Raw genomic sequence first — 18,580 nt, 5'->3', positions numbered from 1 at the left:
CGCAAGGGGGCGTTCCGGACGGGGCAGCAGACGGACGCGAGGCGCGGTGCCCGCTGGCACCGCGCCTCCCGTGTCCGCACCGCGGCCAGCGACTACAGCCCGGACTCTGCCGTCCGCACCAGGATCGCGTCGCTGTCCGGGCAGAGCACCACGTCGTCGGGCGCCGCACGCCGGATCGTCTGCAGGTCGGAGTTCGTCAGCGTGACGCCGGAGGCCGTCGACACGCCACCCTGCAGCAACGACGCACCGAAACCGTAGCGCGCCCGCTGCCGGTCGTAGAGCGCGAGGAGGTCCGCCGGCAGCTTCGCGGCGACGGCGGCGCGGCTCTGCGTGGCGGACTCGCGATCGGCCTCGAGCCGCGCGATCTCGGCGTCGCGCTCGGCCACGAGCCCGGTGCGCTGGGCCTCGACGTCGGCGAGCTGCGCCTCGATGTCGCCGACCCGGGCGCGGAAGCCGTCGAGGTGCTCCATCACCTCGAGCTCGGCCGTCTCGAGGTCGCCGATGCGACGCTGCAGCGACTCGAGCTCGCTCTGCAGACCCGCGGCGTCCTTCGCGCTCGACACGTTCTGGAGCATCGTCGTGTCGCGCTCGACCCGGGCCTGTGCCGTGGCGGTGTCGGACTCGAGGCGTGCGAGCTCGCGCTCGGCGTCCTCGACCTCGCCCGTGGCCGCCGCGAGCCGGGCACGGAGCCCCGCCGCCGCCGTGCTGAGCTCGGTGAGCCGGTCGCCCTTCTGCAGCGACGTGATGCGGTGCGCGATGCGGGTGACGTCGTTGTCGAGACGCTGGACGTCGAGGAGGATGACCTGGTCCTCGGGTGCTGCCTTCATGGTCAGACTCCTTGTGTGTCGGTGGTGGGTTCGGCCGCCGGCAGGACGGCGAAGTCCCACGGGTCGGTGCGGAGGTCGCTCACGGTGACGCGGACGCCCGCCGCACGGCGGAGCTGCTCGGCGGCGACGTCGAGCCAGAGCCACTCGGTGGCCCAGTGCGAGGTGTCGATGAGGGCCGGCCCGCCGCCGAGCAGCGCCTGCTCGCGGAACTCGGACGCGGGGTGGTGCCGGAGGTCGCTCGTGACGTACACGTCGGCCCCGAGCACGGCGGGGTACCCGAGGTAGGCGTCACCGGCACCGGCGCAGAGGGCGACGGACCGGATCGGCTGGTCGAAGTCACCCGAGACGCGGACACCGGTCGCGGTGCCCGGAAGGAGGTCCACGAGTGCACGGGCGAGCGCCCCCAGGGTGGTCGGTTCGGCGAGCTCGCCGACACGGCCGATGCCCGTCGACGGGTCCGTGCCGGGTTCGAGGGGTCGTTGGTCGGTCAGCCCGAGCCGGTCGGCGAGCACGGCCGATGTGCCCGTCGTGACGACGTCGGCATTGGTGTGGGCCGCGACGAGTGCCGCGCCGCCGCGCACCAGGGTGGCGAGCACGCTGCCCTTGTACGTCGACTCGGCGATGGTCGTGACCCCGCGGAGCAGCAGCGGGTGGTGCGTGAGCAGGAGGTCGGCACCGAGCTCGACCGTCTCACGCGCGGTGGCCGGGACCGCATCGACCGCGAGGTGCACGTGGTCGACGGTCTGCTCGGGGTCACCCGCGACGAGCCCGACGGAGTCCCAGGACTCGGCGCCGGTGGCGGGCCACAGGTCCTCGATCACGGCCTGGAGTTCGCGGAGCGTCGGCATCCCGTCAGTCTACCGAGCCGACCGGGTGGCCCCGGGCGTCCTGTGGACGACGGCGGTGCCGATCGCCCCTGTGGACGACCTCCGACGCCGAGCGGGGATCAGCGACGACCGAACGCGCGGAGGATGCGGGCCACGAGCCGGGTCCACCAGCCGGCAGATGCGCGGCCGGCCGACGCGTGGTCTGCGGTCGCGTCGTGGGCTGCGGCACCGTCGACGGTCGGCGGCACCACGGCGTCCGGCAGCACGACCGGCGTGCTCGCCGTCGCGCCGGCGTGCGCCGTGAGCGCGGCGGCGAACGCGGCGCGGTCGATGACCGTCGGTCCGGTCGCCGGCTGGACGAGCGGCGTCGGTCGCGTGTTCGCGGACACCGGCGAGACGACCGGGAGGGACAGCACGGGTCGGACGGCGACCTCGCGTTCGGACGTGGTCGCGTCCGGGGCGTCGATCACGTCGTCGACGTCGGTCGCCTCGACGAGCGCAGGGGCAGCCGCGCCCGTCTCGCCGGCCGGGTGGACGGGAGCGGGGGTGGCGGCGCGGACGGCGGCGACGGACACACTCCCGGTGGCGGCGCGACGCGCCGCGGCACGGTCGCGACGATCGGCCTCGAGTGCGGCGTCGGCCAGCAGGTCCGCGAAGACGCTGTGGGCGAAGGTACGGGCGGCCTCGACTTCGGGGTCGCGCTGTCCGGCGACGGTGGCCTCCCACGCGGCGAGACGCGCGAGGTCCTCGTCGCGACGGCGGACCTCGTCCTCGAGGATCACGATGCGCTCGATGGTCGTGCGCCCGCTGGTCGAGGACACCTCGACGGCGAGGTCCTCGATGCGGAGGGCGATGCGCTCCGGCGGCTCGGGGAAGGACGGGGCGCACGCAGCTGCGTGCCGGGCACGGTCCCGGGGACGACGGAAGGCGACGGCGTCCGACACGACCTCGTCGGTCGACACGGCGTCGACGACGACGGCCGACTCGACGGCGGCGGGCAGCGCCGCAGCGGTGTCGGCGGGGACGGGCGCAGCGGTGTCGGCCGCAGCGAGGACGGTCGTGGCGGACTCGACGGGGGCGTCCGACGCTGCGTCCGGACGCTGCACGGGACCGGTGACCGGCGGGACCACGAGGTCCGACAGGTACGGAGCGCGCGTCGCCGGGGCGTCACGGAGCCACTCCTCGAGCTCGCGACCGAACGGGTCGACGAGGGGGGTGCGTGCACCGGACTGCGTTTCCATGTCCGCAGCATAAATATCGCGACGCTCAACTCCGCGGACATCCGCGGTGTGTCGCCGGAGTCCGTGCCATATCGCCTCGAACGTGAACGGCGTGTCGAACGAAGACCAGGACGCCGCCGCGACGCGGCCACGGCGGAGTCGTCCGCGGGGCACGACGCCGACGGCACACGGGACACCCGCACGGACGCGCACGGACATGTACGGACCGATGCGGAAGCACCGGCGGAGGAGTCAGAGCGTGCGCTCGAAGTCCTCGACCAGGGCCCGGCCGGCCGGCCACGCTCCGATGCCGCTCGCGACGTTCACGTGGCCGAGCGCCCCCACCCGGACGACGTCGGCACCGAGGGCGTCGGCGAACACGAGCGCACGGTCGACGGTGCAGTACGGGTCGTCGTCGCTGACCACGAGCCGCGTCGGGACCGCGGACCGCGCAGCGGGTCCGGTGAAGCCCGCGGCAGCCGCCGGGAACCCCGGGGCGAGCGGGTCCGGCGGCGCGACGAGGAAGGCACCGGCAACCGGCGCGTGTCCGGGCTGCCCGAGCCACGCGGCGACAGCGAGCACGCCCAGGCTGTGCGCGACGAGCAGCGGCGGCTCGTCGACACTCGCCACCGCCCGGCTGATCGCGGCGGACCAGTCGTCCGGGTCGGGTCCGCTCCACGACGTCGGTGCGATCCGCACGACGCCCCCGGCGTCCGGACCGGCGGCGGACCGTTCGTCCTGCCACCGCGACTGCCAGTGGTCCGGGTCGGAGTTCCAGATCCCGGGGACGATCACCCACGGTCGAGGTCGCTGCACCCTCGAAGCGTAGCGGGGAGCGGGTCAGGCGTGCAGGGTGTCGCGCGGGTACTCGCCGAAGCGTGCGGCGTAGGCCCCGGAGAAGCGTCCGAGGTGGGCGAACCCCCACCGGACGGCGATCGCAGCGACCGTGACCTCGCCCGGGGCGGCACGGCGGAGCTCCTCGTGGACGCGGTCGAGCCGGATCCCGCGCAGCATCGCGTTGGGGGCCGAACCGACCTGGCGCTGGAAGGCCTGCTGCAGCCCGCGCACGCTCAGCCCGACATGCTCGGCGACGTCCGTCGTGGTGATCGGCGTGTGCGCGAACGCGTGCATGTACTCGACCGCCTCACGCACCCGCCCGGTGGCACCCTGGGGCAGGGCGACGTCGCGAGCGAGGACGGTGTGCGGGAACGTGCGGAGCAGGGCGAGGGCGGTCTCGCGGGCGGTCTCGGCGAGGACGAGCGGGGACACGGATGCCTCCCCGAGCACGGTCTCGGCAGCCCGACGCACCTGCGCGTTCCACCCCTGCAGGGCCTCGCGTCGCGGCGGCGTGGTGTGGTCGAAGACGAGCGGCGCCGGCTGCGTGCCGTGCTCCTCGGCCGCGACCCGCTCGAGGAACGTGCGGTCGAACTGGACGAGGCTCTGCCGGACGTCCTGCAGGTCGAACGCGAACGGCCGGCCGGTCGGGAACATCATCGGCGTGCCGGGCGTGAAGGCGACCTCGTCGCGGCCGACGTCCACGGTCCCGCCGCCGTCGGCGAGCCACATGACGACGTACTCGTCGCCGGCCTCGAGCTCCCCCTGCATCCGGGCGTCGAACCGCGTGGACCGGAATGACATCGTCTCGTCACCGGTGACCCGGAAGCGGTAGGCGAACGGCCGCTCGGTCCGCTGCGCCCGGAACCCCACGCTCGCGTAGGCGTCCTCGTACATGTGGATCGCCGCCTCGAGGTCTGCCCCGGACGTCTCGAAACTGATCCTGGGGTCGGGCTCGACGTTCATCGACTGGATCGTGACACGACGCCGCGCCAGTCATCGGATCGATACGCACGCATTGCGGATACCGGCTCACCAGGTGCGCGATCCGGACGACGTGGCCGGATCGAGACGAGCACCCCTTTCGATCCGGCCGCAACCGCGGGCGTCGGCACGGCCGCCAGCGCCGCCGCTGCAGCGGTCGCGACCGCGACGGCGCTCAGTGCCGCCCGCGCCGCACCGTCCATCGGTTCCGGTCCGCGACCCGCTCGTACCGCAGGTCGTCGACGACCATCTGCACGAGGGCGAGCCCGCGCCCGCTCTCGGCCAGGGCGTCGGGGAGCCGGGCGGCCGACGGGTCGATCGGGACGGGGACGCCGTCGTCGGTCAGGTGCACCTCGACCGCGTCGGACCCGACGTCGAGCCGGAGCGAGCACGACACGCCACGACCGGCCGCGGCGTGCTCGATGACGTTCGAGGTGAGCTCGACGAGGGCGAGCTCGAGGGCCATCCGGTCCTCGGCCGAGAGGGTCGGCTCGGTGTCCCACACGCCCGCGAGGAACGTGTGCACCGCCGTGACGTCGTCCGGCGGACACGCCAGGTCGAGGCGGTGCCCGCCCACGGCGGCGTTCATGCCCAGTCGGTCACCGCGGCGTCCCCGTCCGGGTACGTGCGGAGGATCTTGTCCATGTTGGAGAGCTTGAGGACCATCTCGACCTGGTCCGACGGCGCCGCGATGCGGAGGTCGCCGCCGGCCTGCCGCGCGGCCTTCAGCGAACCGACGAGCGCGCCGAGCCCGGAGGAGTCCATGAACTCCACGCCGGACAGTTCGACGACCACGCGGTTCCGACCCTCGCCGACGACCTTGGCGACGGTCTCGCGGAAGGTCGGCGCCGACACCATGTTGAGCCGGCCGCTGCACTCGAGCACGGCGGAACCCGCGTCCGCTTCGTGTACGACGATGTCCATGTCGGTGCCTCCTGGTGTCGGTGCATGGGTGCACCAAGCAACCTACCGGGTCCGGGTCACGAACTCGTCGAGGCTCGTCCGTCCCGCCGCGTCGCCGCGAGCTGGACGACGACCGCGGCGGCCATGAGCACCGCCATCACCGCGCCCATCGCGACCGCCGTCCCGCCGAGCGCCCCCGCGAGCGGCGTGCCGAGCCCACCGAGGCCGAACGTCAACCCGCCCTGCAGCGCCGCGGCGGTCCCGGGGTGCGCGGCACCGACGTGCTGCGTCCTGGTCATCGCCGCCGGGAGCACGAACCCCCACGCGGCGGTCACGACCGCGAGGCAGACCCAGACCGCCACCGGCCCGGCCCCGACGAGGGCGGAGACGAGCACGCCGGTCGCGCCGAGGGTGCCGAGCGCCAGCCCGGACGACAGCAGCGCGTCCTCGGAGAACCGGCCGACCACGCGCCGGAAGACGAGCGTCGTGACGATCATCATCGAGGCGTTCGTGGCGAACACGATCGTGTACATCCCCTCGGAGAACCCGAACCCCGTCTGGAAGACGAACGAGCTGGTGGCGATGTACGCGAAGAACCCGATCGTCGACAGCACCCCGGTCAGGACGTACGCACGGAACCGCGGGATCGCCATCAGCTCACGGATGCGCGCCCAGTTCGCACCGAGCCCCACCCCACCGCGGAACGCCCGCGGCAGCGTCTCGTGGAAGCGGACGACGACCGCGACGAAGAAGACGGTGCCGAGCACCGCGAGCACGACGAACATGAGCCGCCAGGTACCGATCGTCAGCACCGCTCCCCCGGCCAGCGGCGCGACCACGGGCCCGATCGCGTTGATGGCCGCGAGCGTCCCGAACACCTTCGCCATGCGCGGACCGCCGACCACGTCGGAGACCATCGCCCGTCCGGCGACCGCGGCGGCCGCCCCCGCCAACCCCTGGAACACCCGTGCCACGACGAGCGTGCCGACGTCGGGCGCCAGCGCGCAGCCGGCGGAGGCCACCGCGAAGACCGCCGTGCCGACGAGCATCAGCGGACGCCGGCCGATGCCGTCGCTCACGGGACCGGCGAGCAGCTGGCCGACCGCGAACGCGACGAGGAACGCCGTCAGGGACAGCTGGACGGCACCCGGGGTCGTCCCGAGGTCCCGCGCGATCGCCGGCAGGGCCGGGATGTACATGTCGGTCGCGAACGGCGAGACGCCGACGATCAGGGCGAGCGGCAGGATCGGCGGCAGGCTCGTGGTCGGCCTGGTCGATCCGGTGCGCTCCGTCGTCACGTCGGCAACGCTACGCGCCCCCGAATCGATTCGACAAGGGGTGCGGACCCGCATCGGCACGGACGGGAGGCACGGTGCCGGCTGGCACCGCGCCTCCTGAACCGACGCGGCCGCGTCGACGACCGTCGGCCGGTCCGCGCGGATCAGCCGGTGTTCTGCAGGCCGGCCGCGATCCCGTTCACGGTGAGGAGGAGCAGCCGGTGGTCACCGTCCGTCGGGTCCGTGCTGCCCGAGGTGCGGATCGCGCGGAGCGCCCGGAGCTGCAGGTGCGAGAGCGCGTCGACGTACGGGCTGCGGAGCCGGACGGCGCGGGCGAGGACGGGACGGTCCTCGAGGACGTCGCTCCCGCCCGAGACCCGCAGGACCCACTCGCGCGTGCGGAGCATCTCGTCGAGCACCTTGGCGGCGAGGTCGTCACGGTCGGCGAGCTCGAGGTACCGACGGGCGATGTGCTCATCGGTCTTCGCGAGGGACATCTCGACGTTCTTGATCATGGCGCCGAACAGGGGCCACTCGGTGTACGCGGTGCGGAGGAGCTCCACGTCGCCCACGGCCTCGAGCGCGGAACCGAGGCCGTACCACCCCGCGAGGTTGATGCGGGCCTGCGTCCACGAGAACACCCACGGGATCGCGCGGAGGTCCTCGAGCGACTCGACGCTCAGCCCGCGGCGGGCCGGGCGGGAGCCGAGCGGCAGGAGACCGATCTCCTCCATCGGGGTCACGCGTGCGAACCACGGGGCGAACCCGTCGGCCTTCACCAGGCCGTAGAAGGCCTCGCGCGAGACGTCGTCGAGCTGCTGCGCCAGGTCCGCGAAGCGCGTGGCGGCGACGGCGGTGCGGTCCTCGTTCGACGGCGACGACGCGAACAGCGTGGCCGAGGCCATCTGCTCGAGGTGCCGGGCCGCGATGTCCTTGTCGCCGTACTGGGCGAAGATGACCTCACCCTGCTCGGTCAGCTTGAGGCGCCCGTCGATGGAGCCACGGGGCTGCGCGAGCACGGCCTCGTTCGCCGGGCCGCCGCCACGGCCGAGCGAGCCGCCGCGGCCGTGGAACAGCGTCAGCTCGACGTCGTGCTGCTTCGCCCAGTCGGCGATCCGGGCCTGGGCGTCGTAGAGCGCGAGGTTCGCCGAGACCGGGCCGACGTCCTTCGAGGAGTCGGAGTAGCCGAGCATGACCTCGAGTCGCCGACCGGTCGCGGCGAGACGACGCTGGAACGGCTCGGTGCGGACGGCCTCGTCGAGGATGTCGACGCTGGCGTGCAGGTCCGCGAAGGTCTCGAACAGCGGGATCACGTCGAGCACCGGTGCGGCCTCTGGGGACCCGAGCGCGGCGACGGCGAGCTCGTGGACGTTCGCGAGGTCCGCCGCCGACTGCGTGAACGACACGATGTAGCGGTTGGCGGCACGGACGCCGTAGCGGGCCTGCAGCTCGGCGATCGTGCGGAAGACGGCGAGGACCTCTTCCGTGGTCTCGCTCAGCTCGCCACCGGCGCGGATCTCGGCGAGGGCGTTCCGGTGCACCTGCGAGTGCTGGCGGACCTCGAGCTCGGCGAGGTGGAACCCGAAGGTCTCGACCTGCCAGACGAGGTTCTGCAGCTCACCGTTCGCCGGGCGCGTGGCACCGGCTGCGACGAGCGAGGTCTGGATGGTGCGGAGGTCGGCGAGGAGTGCCTCCGGACCGGGGTAGGCCAGGTCCGCCTCGCCCCGGCGGGTGGCGTCGATGCGGGCGGCGACGAACAGGAGCGCCCGTCGGTGCGTCTCGTTCGGTGCGCGGACGCCGATGCGCTCGGCGATCCCCGGGTCGAGGGACTCCTGCGCGGCGACGAGCGCGGTCAGGCCGGCGTCGGCCGGGGTCTCGCTCGCGTCGAGCGTGAGGGTGCTGCCGATGCGGGTCGCGGCACGGGACAGCCCGAGCAGGATGTGCTCGGCCGCGATCTCCGCCGCCTGGCGGGTGACGTCCGCGGTCACGTGCGGGTTGCCGTCGCGGTCGCCGCCGATCCAGGTGCCGAAGCGCACGAACGCCGGTGCGGTGACGGGCACCCGGCCGGCGTCGTCGCCGAGCAGTCGGTCGTCGAGCAGGCGGTACACCTGCGGGACGATCTCGAACAGCGTCTGGTCGAACACGCTCATCGCCGTGCGGACCTCGTCGAGCGGGGTCGGCCGGGTCGTGCGGAGCGGCGAGGTGCGCAGGAGCGTGGTGATCTCCTCGAGCAGGCGTCGCTCGTTCTCGGCGAGGGCCGTGGCGTTCGTCGTCCGGTCGCGCTCGTCGATGAGGTCGGTGATGCGCCGCACCGCCGTGGTCACCGCGCGTCGGCGGGCCTCGGTCGGGTGCGCGGTGAGGACCGGGTGGAACCGCAGCTCGCGGAGCCGGGCGGCAGCGGCCTCGTCCCCGACCTGCTCGACGAGCGAGGCGTAGGTCGCCGGGAACGAGTCACCGGCGAGCCCGCCGTCGTCCCCGCGGTGCCGGAGCACGCGCACACGGTGGTGCTCCTCGGCGAGGTTCGTCAGGTGGAAGTACGTGGTGAAGGCCTGGGCCACGGCTTCGGCACGCTCGGCGGACAGCTCCGCGACGATGGCCTCGGCCCGGGCGGCACCGGTGGCCTCGCCACCCTCGTACGCGTCGATGACCGCCGCGCGGAGGCTCTCCACGTCGTGCAGCAGGTCCTCGCCGCCGGTCTCGCGGAGCACCCGTCCGAGCAGCTTGCCGAGGTACCGCACGTCGGAACGCAGGTCGCTGTCGACCGCGCCGCTGACGTCGTCCCGCGCGCGTCCGTGCCGCGTCTGACCGTCGATCGCCGTCATGTGGTCCTTTCCGGGTCGGCCGGGCGCATCGTCCCGGTATCCCAGCAGCGTATCGGCCCACCGGGGACGGTGACGACAACCGTCCGGACGGACCGCCTGCACGCCCGGGACCGGGCCGGGATCAGGTCGGAGCGCTCACGCGGTCGCGGCGACGTCGCCGCCCGCGTGCCCGGCCGCCGGGCGCCGGACGGCGGGGCCGCGCGTCGCGTCGAGCCCGGCGAGCAGACCGCTGTCGAGCCGGTGGGCGAGCTCGACCTCGGCGATCACCCGCTCGCGTTCACCGGCCGACCACGGGGCGGCGTCGAGCTGCTCCCGGTACGTCCGTTCGAAGGCCCGCGGGTCCGCCACCTGGTCGAAGATGTAGAAGAGGACGCCGTTCGTCTCGAAGCCGAACTGCTCGGCGAGCAGCCCGCCGATCAGCCGTCCGCCGGACAGGTCGCCGAGGCACCGCGTGTAGTGGTGCGCGACGAAGCCGCCGGGCCAGGTGGCCGCGACCTCGTTCAGGCGTCGGACGTAGGCGGTGGTCTCCGGCAGCGGGCACACGAGCTCGGACCAGTCCGGACCGATCAGGTACTCGAGGTCGGCGCGGATGGCCGGCATGCGGGTGAGCTGCGAGGTGACGAACGGGGCCGCCACGGGGTGGTCCGCCATCCGTTCCGCAGCACGCTCGAGGGCGTCGTAGACGAACGCGTACTGTCCGAGCAGCGCCGCGTACTCGGCGACGTCGCAGCGTCCGGCGAGCAGGTCCGGCATGAACCCGACCCCGTCCGTCGAGCCCTGCGTGCGACGGGTGCGGCGGCGCAGCAGCTCGGAGAACGGGGTGACGGTGTCGTCCATGAGGTAAGGCTAACCTCAGTCACCTGCGCGTCAAGCACAGCGCACCCAGAAGTCGAGAGAGGAAGCTCGCACCGATGAGCTCGAAACCCGCACGTCCCCAGCACGTCTTCGTCGTCCAGCGCACCGAACGCCTCTCGCCGCACATGGTCCGCGTCCACCTCGGTGGTCCCGCCTTCGACGCGTTCGTCGGCGCCGCGGACCCGGAGCGGCTCCGCACGACGGACAAGTACGTGAAGCTCCTGCTCGCGAAGCCGTCGCTCGGGCTCACGCCGCCGTACGACCTCGAGTCCCTCCGCGAGAGCCTGCCGAAGCACGACCGCCCGGCACGGCGGACGTACACCGTCCGCGCGGTCGACCACGACGCGCGGACCATCGCCGTCGACTTCGTCGTGCACGGCGACGAGGGCCTCGCCGGACCGTGGGCCGCCTCCGCCGAGCCCGGCGACCTGCTCGCGCTCTCCGGCCCCGGCGGCGGCTACACGCCCTCGGACGACCCGGACGTCACGCACGTGCTGCTCGGCGACGACAGCGCCCTGCCCGCGATCTCCGCCGCGCTCGAGGCGATGGCCGACACCGCCACCGGCGTCGCCCTCGTCGAGGTCGCCGGTCCCGCCGACGAGCAGGCCGTCGCGCACCCGGCCGGGGTCGACCTGCGCTGGCTGCACCGCGACGCCACCGGCGCCCGGCCGGGCACGCTCCTGCTGGAGGCGGCCCGCTCGCTGGAGCGCGCCTCCCGGCCGGTGCAGGTGTTCGCGCACGGTGAGCGGACCGCGATGAAGGCGATCCGACGGCTGCTGCAGGACGACTGGGGGCTCGAGAAGTCCGAGATGTCGCTGTCCGCGTACTGGGCGCTCGGCCGTGCCGAGGACCGGTTCCAGGAGGAGAAGCGCGAACCGATCGGGGTCATCTTCACGGAGTGACCGCGTGCCGCGGTGGCCGGTCGGGAGGCGCGGCTCGCGTCGGTGGGTCGGGATAGCGTTCCCGGCATGGTCGCCCTCTCGTGCTGCGTGCCCGGCTGCGACGCCGGTGCCGACCCCGGGTGGACGGTGCCGGCGGTGCCGCTGTGCGGCACCCACGTCCTGCTCGTGGCCGACGCCGCCGCCGAGCACCCCGGCGTCGAAGACGTGCTCCCCGGCCCGTGCCCGGTCTGCGGAGCAGGGGTCGGCGTGCGCTTCCCGTCCGGCGCGGTGTGCGCGCGGTGCGAGTGGCGCTGGGGTGAGGTGCCGGACGGGGACCTCGCCCCGCCCCGCGTCGACGTCGTCTACTACCTGCGGATGCGGGACGACTTCGGCGACCGGATCAAGATCGGGACGACCACGAACCCGCGGCAGCGGCTGGCGGCGATCCCGCACCAGGACCTGCTCGGCTTCGAGCGCGGCGACCGGACGCTCGAGCGACGGCGGCACGGGCAGTTCCGGGCGACGCGGTACCCGGGCACCGAGTGGTTCCGGGTGACGCCGGAGTTGCTCGAGCACGTCGCCGTCGTGTCCGCCGGGGTGAGCGACCCGTGGGAGCTGCACGCCCGGTGGACGAGCGAGGCGCTGGCACTGCGCGGCTGACGCCCGGCCGCCCGCGCGTCAGCGCGCGTACGCGTCGACGAACAGGGCGCCGCGGACCTCGCGCAGCGTGTCGACCAGGCGGGCGATCGTCCGGCCGGAGATCCCGGAGACCTCGAGGTCGTACGGCCCGATGGCCTGCAGCCGCCCGGTGCGGACGCGCACGACCTCCCAGCCGACGCCGCGCACCGCCCGGTCCTTCCGGCGGTCGGTCTCCTGCCGGGGCCCGACGTGCTCGAGGCCGTGCCGACCGGTGGAGTCGTACTCGATCGCGACACGGAGCTCCGGCAGGATGACGTCCGGCCACACCTCGACGTGGTCGAAGAAGGGCCGGTCGAGCCGGATCGCGGAGTGGTCGAACGTGAAGGCGAACCGCTCCGCCAGGGCCGCTCGCAGCTCGGCCTCGACCGCGGACGCCGTCGCCGGGGCGCAGACGCTCGTGAACGACTCCCCCGATGGCAGCCGCGGTGTCTTCGGGCAGATCGACCGCGGGACCCCCGCGGCACGGGGCCTGCGGGGTGCTCCCGGGTCCGGGCGTCGAGGACCCGACCGCGAGGACGCGACCGCACCCGCGGGGACGCCCCTGGCCGGGGCCGCCGGCAGGGTCTGCCGACCGGTCACCCGCACCACCCGCTGCGGGGTCGGCACGGCACTCGGCCAGTCCGCGGGCAGCACCGGCCAGCGCTGCGGCTGCGCCTGCACGGCGCACTCGGGGCACCAGACCGACCGGCGCCGTTCACGACCGGGACGGGAGCGCTGCTCGGCCGGCGTCGCGACGAACACGTGCCCGACGTCGCACTCCCACGTCAGCAGGACCTCGGCAGCGGGCGGCACCTGACTGAGGACGACGCCGTGGTTCCACTCCGGGTGGTACTGCCGGACGAGCACCGGGTACGAGGACCACTCGGCGCGGAACTCGCCCACGGCGTACGGCACCGGGACGCCGCGCGACCACTGTCGGCGGCGCCACCACGCGTCGACGGGTTCGGCCACGCCCTCACGCTAGGCAGCACCACCGACAACCGCCCGACCCACCCGCTCCGTCCACCACGGCGACGGCGACGGGCACGGCCGTCAGTCAGCGAGGGAGTTCCGCACGTACCCGACGAGGGCGTTCGCGTGCCCGTGCCCCATGCCGTGCTCGGCCTTCAGCCAGCCGACGACCTCCATGTGCCGGTGGTCGTCCAGCCGGTCGGCGACGAGGTCGAGCCACTCCTGCACCGGGCGACCGTACGTCTTCTCGATGCTCGGGAAGTACGACGCCGGCCCCTTCGGCGTGCTGCCGTCGGCGGCGGGCTCCGGAGCGGTCACGCGGTGTGCGGTCATGGCGTCACGATAGCCCTGGGCGCGCCCGGCTCGTGGGGCGTCCGCTCCGGTGGTGGAGGCCGCACGGTGCGACGTCCGCCACCCCGTGCGAACTTGACCGCCCCGTGCAACGCTACAAGCCCGCACCGAGCGGGCAACCTCGCACCCAGTAAACGAGCCCGCACCATGCGAGCCGCCACGCCGCCGTGCAGCACGGTGCGACGTCCGCCACTCCGTGCGAGCTTGCCCGCCCCGTGCGCCGCTACAAGCCCGCACCGAGCGGGCAACGCCGCACCCAGTGAACAAACCCGCACCGTGCGAACCGCCACGCCGCCGCGCCGCACCGTGCGACGGCCGCCACCCCGTGCGAACTTGCCCGCCCCGTGCGCCGCTAAAAGCCCGCACCGAGCGGGCAACGCCGCACCCAGTGAACGAACCCGCACCGTGCGAACCGCCACGCCGCCGTGCAGCACGGTGCGACGTCCGCCACTCCGTGCGAGCTTGCCCGCCCCGTGCGCCGCTGGAGGCCCGCACCGAGCGGCCAACGTCGCGCCGAGTGAACGAACCCGCACCGTGCGAGGCACGTCCGCGCACCGCGCACCGCGCACCCCACCCACCCCGCCTGCGCCCGGCGTCACACCCGCGTGCGAGCAGCCCGGGGTCACCACACGATGCGGGCGAACTCCTCGCGCAGACGCCGGGCGCGCCCCGGGTGCACCTGCTCGACCCAGCCGATCCGTCCGAGCAGGTGTGCCCGGAAGTCGGGGTGCCCGGCACGGTTCTGCGACGCCGGACCGTGCTCGGCGGCGTTGTGCAGGATCGCGTGCAGCCGGTCCACCTCGCGCCGACCGGGAGACGTCCGCTCGTTGACGACGACCCCGGTGACCGACTGTCGCGAGCCCCGTCGCCGCACCCGGGTCTTCGACGGGTTCAGCCGGAGTCCCTGCTCGGTGACGATCCGGTCGACGCCGCGCAGGAAGGCGTCCGGTCGTGCGGCGAGCCGGTCGTCCCCGCTGAACGTCAGGTCGTCGGCATACCGCGTGTAGACCGCGCCGACCGAGGCCGCCCACCCGGCGAGGCGGGCGTCGAGGTGTCGCAGCGCGGTGTTCGCCAGGGCGGGTGAGGTCGGTGCGCCCTGGGGCAGGTGCGCCTCGCGGAGCATGCTGCGGAGCACCTGGCGCTCCTCGGGCGTCCCGCCGTCCGGCATCGCGCTGAGCACGTGCACGGGCACCCGGTTCGTGCAGACCCCGGTGAGCACGTGCGCGAGCGGCTCCGCGAAGCCCGCGGTGCGGAAGACGCCGTACACGGTGGGAGCGGTGACGCTCGCGAAGAACGACGTCAGGTCGGCGGTGACGACGACCTGCTGTCCGGTGTGCAGCGCGGCCCCGGTGACGACGCTGCGACCGCCGACGAAGCCGTGCGCCGCGTCGTGCACGGGCAGGGCGGTGAGGAGCTCGTCGAGGATCGTCCGCTGGGTGCGCCGAAGCATGTCCATCGGCTTCTCGAGCAGGCGGGGCGTCCGACCCGGGCGACGAACCCACTCGTGCCGGTGGTGGAGCAGCGGGCTCGACGCACCCGCCCGGCGGTTCCAGCCGCGGGTGTCCGCGAGCCAGAGCAGCCGGCCGACGGTCAGGTCGAGTTCCCGTGCCAGCTCCGGGAGGGTGTCGACGAGCAGTCGGCTCGTGGTCTCCGGCCTGGCCCGGACCGCGGTCGCCCGACGCACGAGGACCCGCACCGGACGACGGGCCTCGCGGGCGCGGTGCAGCTCGGCGAGGCGCGGCGACGCCTCGAGCACCGCCGCGAGCTGCCGGGGTGCGTCGACCGGTGGCCGCGGGTAGGCGGCGAGGGCCGCGGCGACGGCGAGTCCGACGTAGGCGCGCTCGACGCCGACCACGGCACAGCCGGCGGCGGTCAGGTCGTCCGGTCGCCAGTGTTCGGCGGCGAGGAACGCGTCGGCGAGGGCGCCGGCGACGACGGTGAGGGGCGTGGGGTTCCCGGAGGACCCGTCGGTGCCTCCGTGCGGCGTCGCGCGCGGAGCGCGCCGTCCCGCTCGGGGCGTGTCGTCCTGCTGGTCCTGCGTGCCCCGGGGTGACCCCGGAGAGGTCGACGCGTCACGCGCGTCGGCCGCCTCCCCCGGGAACTCCACGCGCTCACCCTACGGCGACCCGCTGACGGACGGGAGGCGCGGATCGGGCCCGCCCCGCGCCTCCCGTCCGCACGCCGCGGGTGCGTAGGGTCGGGACGTGCCCTCGTTCTTCCTGACCCACGCCGAGGTGGTCGTCGACCCGGCGCGTCCGATCGAGTCGTGGGGGCTGTCCGCCGCGGGTCGGGAGCGCGCCGCCGGTGCCGCCGCGGTGGCCTGGGCCCCGGGGGTCGGTCGCATCGTGTCGAGCACCGAGCAGAAGGCGATCGACACGGCCGGGATCCTCGCGGCGGCGGTGGGGGTCGTCCCCTCGACGGACGCCGCCCTCGGCGAGATCGACCGGAGCGCCACCGGTCACCTGCCGTTCGACGAGTTCGAGGGCGTCGTCGACGCGTTCTTCGCCGCGCCGGAGGTGTCGGTCCGCGGGTGGGAGCGCGCCGTCGACGCCCGGGCGCGCATCGTCCGTGCCGTCCGGGCGCTGGCAGACGACGGCGACGTGACGATCGTGTCGCACGGTGCGGTCGGAGCGCTGCTGCTCGCGGATCTGCGGGGCGTCCCGGTCTCCCGTGCGCTCGACCAGCCGGGCATGGGCAGCGTGTTCTCGTTCGACCCGGTCGCGTGGCGTGCCACGAGCGGGTGGGTCCGGGTCGTGGCGCTCTGACGGGTCCGGGGGTCCGGGGGTCCGGGGGCCGGGGGCCGGGGGTCCGCTGCCGCCGACGCGCGTGCTGACGCCGAACGACAACGTCGACGTCGTACGACAGCGGGCTCGTCGCAACCTGGCGTGCGCAACACCCCGCGCACGCAATCAACGACTACGCCGACGTCGTACGACACCGACGATGTCGTACCGAGTCCGCGCCCCCGCGCCCCGCGTCAGGCGGGCAGGCGCTCCCCGGCCTCGACGGCCACGTCGAGCCGGTTCTCCGCGGGAGGCAGCGGGCACGTCGCGTGCGGGGTGTAGGCGCACGGCAGGTTCGTCGCCCGGTTGAAGTCGATCGTCGTGCGGCCGGTGGCGTCCGGGGCCGGCACGTCGAGGCTCCGCGTCGCGGCGTACGTCGTCACGCCCGAGGTCCGGTCAGTGAACAGCACGAGCAGCCCGTCGCCGTACCCGTTGAACGCCGTGAGCGCGCGCGGCCCGTCGAGCTCGAACCGCAGCACGCCCGGCGCGGTGTAGACGTGCTGGAGTCCGTCGACGACCGATCCCACCGTGACCTCGCGCGGCTCGTCGAACGGCTCGAACCGTGCCTCGACGGCGAACGCGGGGTCTGGCGCGTACGCCGGTGTGCCCCGGTAGGACACGCGGAGCGGCGCCGAGGGACGCCGCGGCCGGACGATGTCGCTGCCGCCGCGCCGCGCGACCTCGATGACGACGGACTCGTCACCGTCGTGCCACACCACGTCGACGCCGGACCGCTCGGCGAGCGACCCGAACCAGTGGGTGCCGGTCACGACCTGTCCGTCGACCTCGATCGACTGCCCCGGGTCGAGCGCCACCACCGGCCCGTCCTCGGAGGTCGACCAGGCGCCGGGTGCGTCCTCGAACCGTTCGGGCTCGGCCTGCAGCCACCGGATGCTCGTGATCGCGAGGAACCCGTGCTCGCTGGCCCGGGCCGCCTCGTGGGCGTCGTGCCAGGTCGTCCAGGCGGTGGCGAAGTCGGGAGCGGTCGTCGCGGTCGTCATGCAGCGAACCTACGGCGTCCTGGTCGCCGCCGCGACGCGGCCCGTGACGACAGTGCCGTCCTGGAGGCACGCCCCGCCTGCCCGACGCACGTCGCTCACCAGGGATGGCTGATGCTGCGGGCCTGCACCGAGCCTCCCGTCCGCTGCCGCGCCGTCGGGACCGGAGCCGCTGTCGTGAGGCTCCGCGCGATCGCGGAGCACGCCGCGCCGCGTGCGACGGCCACGACGCCGGCGGTGGAGAACGCGACCTCGGCGAACGGCCCACGTGGCAATCGGTCGCGGAGTCGTGAGCGGACCGCGTCGAGGAACCGCTCACCACCGAGGACCGCTGCGCTGCCGCCGATCGTGACCCGCGGCACGTCGAGGAGCTCGACCACGTGTGCGAGCGCCGAGCCGAGCGCCGACCCGCCCTCGGCGACGAGGCCGGCAGCGGCTGGCTCCCGACACATCCGGGCGTAGGCGGCGCGGACGGCCGCGGCGTCGTCGGACGCGACCTCGGCTTCGAGGACCCCCGCGGACACGGCGCGCCGGACCTGCTGCAGCGGTTGGCACGCCTCCCACACCGCGGTCCACCGACCGTGGGCGAACACCGGCATGCCGCCGAACTCCCCCGCGTTCCCGGTCGAGCCCCGGACGACCTCGCCCGAGGCCACCGCGGCAGCACTGACCCCGCTGCCGAGGTGCACCGCCACCAGGTCCTCGGGCTCCGGCGTCGTCCAGGCCTCACCGAACGCCCCGGCGGTGGCGTCCTTCTCGAGGTGGACCGCGGCGCCCGTGCGTGCGGCGAGCTCGAGGGCGAGCGGGTACTCGGACCACGGGCGCAGCTGGGCGGGCGTCCCGAGCCGTTCGGAGACGGTGTCGATCGGACCGGGAACGGCCACCGTGACCCCGTCCACGGTCCGCCCCGGAGCCTCGGCCCGGAGGCGTCCGATCGCGGCGGCCATCGCGTCGACCACCGCTCCAGGAGCCGTGTGCGCCGCGATGTCGTGGTGCTCGGCCGCGAGCACGGTCCCCGTGAGGTCGACGAGCACGACCTCGAACGCGGCGGGATCGAGGTGCACGCCGATCCCCGTCCGCGCCGACGGCACCACGGCGAGCGCCCGCTCCCCGTCCTCGCGCACGAGTCCCTCGGCGACGAGCCGCGCGGCGATGTTCGAGACGGTCTGGGCGCTGAGTCCGGTGCTGCGGGCGAGGGCGACGCGGTGGAGCGGGCCGGAGCGGCGGACGAGGTCGAGCACGAGGGCGCGGTTGCGCGTCCCGACGTCGGCGATGTTCGTCCCGCCGTGGGGCGTTCCACCATGCAGCACGGTGTGCCGAGATGGTTGACGGGGCTGCTCCATGCTCCCTAGCATCCTTGCCCGAGAG

18 protein-coding genes are annotated in these 18,580 nt (G+C 74.3%); 3 read left to right on the top strand and 15 right to left on the bottom strand.

The genetic code is table 11. The features are described 5' to 3' along the window. Positions 1-92: 92 nt before the first annotated feature. From ACNQOV_RS11735 to ACNQOV_RS11690, 10 genes are all read right to left on the bottom strand, one after another. Positions 93-827: a zinc ribbon domain-containing protein gene (locus ACNQOV_RS11735; protein WP_416394610.1), complete on the bottom strand. Its 735-nt coding sequence runs from the start codon at positions 825-827 to the stop codon at positions 93-95. Positions 828-829: 2 nt separating this feature from the next. After that, a complete protein-coding gene (locus ACNQOV_RS11730) occupies positions 830-1,675 on the bottom strand; it encodes a Nif3-like dinuclear metal center hexameric protein (RefSeq protein WP_416394608.1) in 846 nt (281 codons plus the stop codon). Positions 1,676-1,773: 98 nt separating this feature from the next. Next, positions 1,774-2,895: a hypothetical protein gene (locus ACNQOV_RS11725; RefSeq protein ID WP_416394606.1), complete on the bottom strand. Its 1,122-nt coding sequence runs from the start codon at positions 2,893-2,895 to the stop codon at positions 1,774-1,776. 231 nt (positions 2,896-3,126) lie between these two features. Next, positions 3,127-3,690 carry an RBBP9/YdeN family alpha/beta hydrolase gene (locus tag ACNQOV_RS11720; RefSeq protein WP_416394605.1) on the bottom strand — a complete coding sequence of 188 codons (564 nt, stop codon included), beginning with the start codon at positions 3,688-3,690 and terminating at the stop codon, positions 3,127-3,129. Positions 3,691-3,714: 24 nt separating this feature from the next. Beyond that, entirely contained in the window at positions 3,715-4,674 is a 960-nt protein-coding gene (locus tag ACNQOV_RS11715; protein ID WP_416394604.1) for an AraC family transcriptional regulator, read from the bottom strand. Positions 4,675-4,867: 193 nt separating this feature from the next. After that, the gene (locus ACNQOV_RS11710; protein WP_402262441.1) at positions 4,868-5,281 is read right to left on the bottom strand and encodes an ATP-binding protein; all 414 of its coding nucleotides are present in this window, start codon (positions 5,279-5,281) and stop codon (positions 4,868-4,870) included. Beyond that, entirely contained in the window at positions 5,278-5,616 is a 339-nt protein-coding gene (locus ACNQOV_RS11705; RefSeq protein ID WP_022905596.1) for an STAS domain-containing protein, read from the bottom strand. The genes ACNQOV_RS11710 and ACNQOV_RS11705 overlap by 4 nt, the downstream gene beginning before the upstream one ends. A 56-nt stretch (positions 5,617-5,672) precedes the next feature. Next, a complete protein-coding gene (locus ACNQOV_RS11700; RefSeq protein WP_416394603.1) occupies positions 5,673-6,893 on the bottom strand; it encodes a multidrug effflux MFS transporter in 1,221 nt (406 codons plus the stop codon). A gap of 143 nt (positions 6,894-7,036) precedes the next feature. Next, positions 7,037-9,694, bottom strand: a complete 2,658-nt coding sequence (locus ACNQOV_RS11695; RefSeq protein ID WP_416394602.1) for a phosphoenolpyruvate carboxylase — start codon at positions 9,692-9,694, stop codon at positions 7,037-7,039. Between the two features lie 135 nt (positions 9,695-9,829). Continuing rightward, a complete protein-coding gene (locus tag ACNQOV_RS11690; RefSeq protein WP_022907238.1) occupies positions 9,830-10,531 on the bottom strand; it encodes a heme oxygenase (biliverdin-producing) in 702 nt (233 codons plus the stop codon). A gap of 74 nt (positions 10,532-10,605) precedes the next feature. Here ACNQOV_RS11690 and ACNQOV_RS11685 point away from each other — a divergent pair, with 74 nt between their 5' ends. Together ACNQOV_RS11685 and ACNQOV_RS11680 are read left to right on the top strand one after the other, a co-directional pair. Further along, a complete protein-coding gene (locus ACNQOV_RS11685) occupies positions 10,606-11,451 on the top strand; it encodes a siderophore-interacting protein (protein ID WP_022907237.1) in 846 nt (281 codons plus the stop codon). A 66-nt stretch (positions 11,452-11,517) separates the two neighbouring features. Further along, complete coding sequence (locus ACNQOV_RS11680; RefSeq protein ID WP_031262492.1) at positions 11,518-12,090, top strand: GIY-YIG nuclease family protein; 573 nt, start codon at positions 11,518-11,520, stop codon at positions 12,088-12,090. An 18-nt stretch (positions 12,091-12,108) separates the two neighbouring features. Here the strand turns inward: ACNQOV_RS11680 and ACNQOV_RS11675 are convergent, their stop codons facing one another. From ACNQOV_RS11675 to ACNQOV_RS11665, 3 genes are all read right to left on the bottom strand, one after another. Further along, positions 12,109-13,080 (bottom strand): hypothetical protein, encoded by a 972-nt coding sequence (locus ACNQOV_RS11675; RefSeq protein ID WP_022907235.1) that lies wholly within the window; start codon positions 13,078-13,080, stop codon positions 12,109-12,111. 81 nt (positions 13,081-13,161) lie between these two features. Beyond that, complete coding sequence (locus ACNQOV_RS11670; RefSeq protein ID WP_416394601.1) at positions 13,162-13,413, bottom strand: DUF4287 domain-containing protein; 252 nt, start codon at positions 13,411-13,413, stop codon at positions 13,162-13,164. Positions 13,414-14,053: 640 nt separating this feature from the next. Then, the gene (locus ACNQOV_RS11665; RefSeq protein ID WP_416394600.1) at positions 14,054-15,538 is read right to left on the bottom strand and encodes a reverse transcriptase domain-containing protein; all 1,485 of its coding nucleotides are present in this window, start codon (positions 15,536-15,538) and stop codon (positions 14,054-14,056) included. 97 nt (positions 15,539-15,635) lie between these two features. Here ACNQOV_RS11665 and ACNQOV_RS11660 point away from each other — a divergent pair, with 97 nt between their 5' ends. Beyond that, the gene (locus ACNQOV_RS11660; RefSeq protein WP_416394599.1) at positions 15,636-16,196 is read left to right on the top strand and encodes a histidine phosphatase family protein; all 561 of its coding nucleotides are present in this window, start codon (positions 15,636-15,638) and stop codon (positions 16,194-16,196) included. Positions 16,197-16,408: 212 nt separating this feature from the next. Here the strand turns inward: ACNQOV_RS11660 and ACNQOV_RS11655 are convergent, their stop codons facing one another. Both ACNQOV_RS11655 and ACNQOV_RS11650 read right to left on the bottom strand, forming a co-directional pair. Further along, positions 16,409-17,215, bottom strand: a complete 807-nt coding sequence (locus ACNQOV_RS11655) for a DUF1684 domain-containing protein (RefSeq protein ID WP_416394598.1) — start codon at positions 17,213-17,215, stop codon at positions 16,409-16,411. 95 nt (positions 17,216-17,310) lie between these two features. Beyond that, positions 17,311-18,555, bottom strand: coding sequence for an ROK family transcriptional regulator (locus ACNQOV_RS11650; protein ID WP_416394597.1), 1,245 nt, complete (start codon positions 18,553-18,555; stop codon positions 17,311-17,313). Positions 18,556-18,580: the final 25 nt, after the last annotated feature.

Origin of the sequence: Curtobacterium sp. LFS084, from assembly GCF_047977705.1 — a bacterium.
Taxonomy (GTDB): domain Bacteria; phylum Actinomycetota; class Actinomycetes; order Actinomycetales; family Microbacteriaceae; genus Curtobacterium.
Note: the sequence above shows the minus strand (reverse complement) of the source record. Positions and strands in the feature narration are given on the sequence as shown.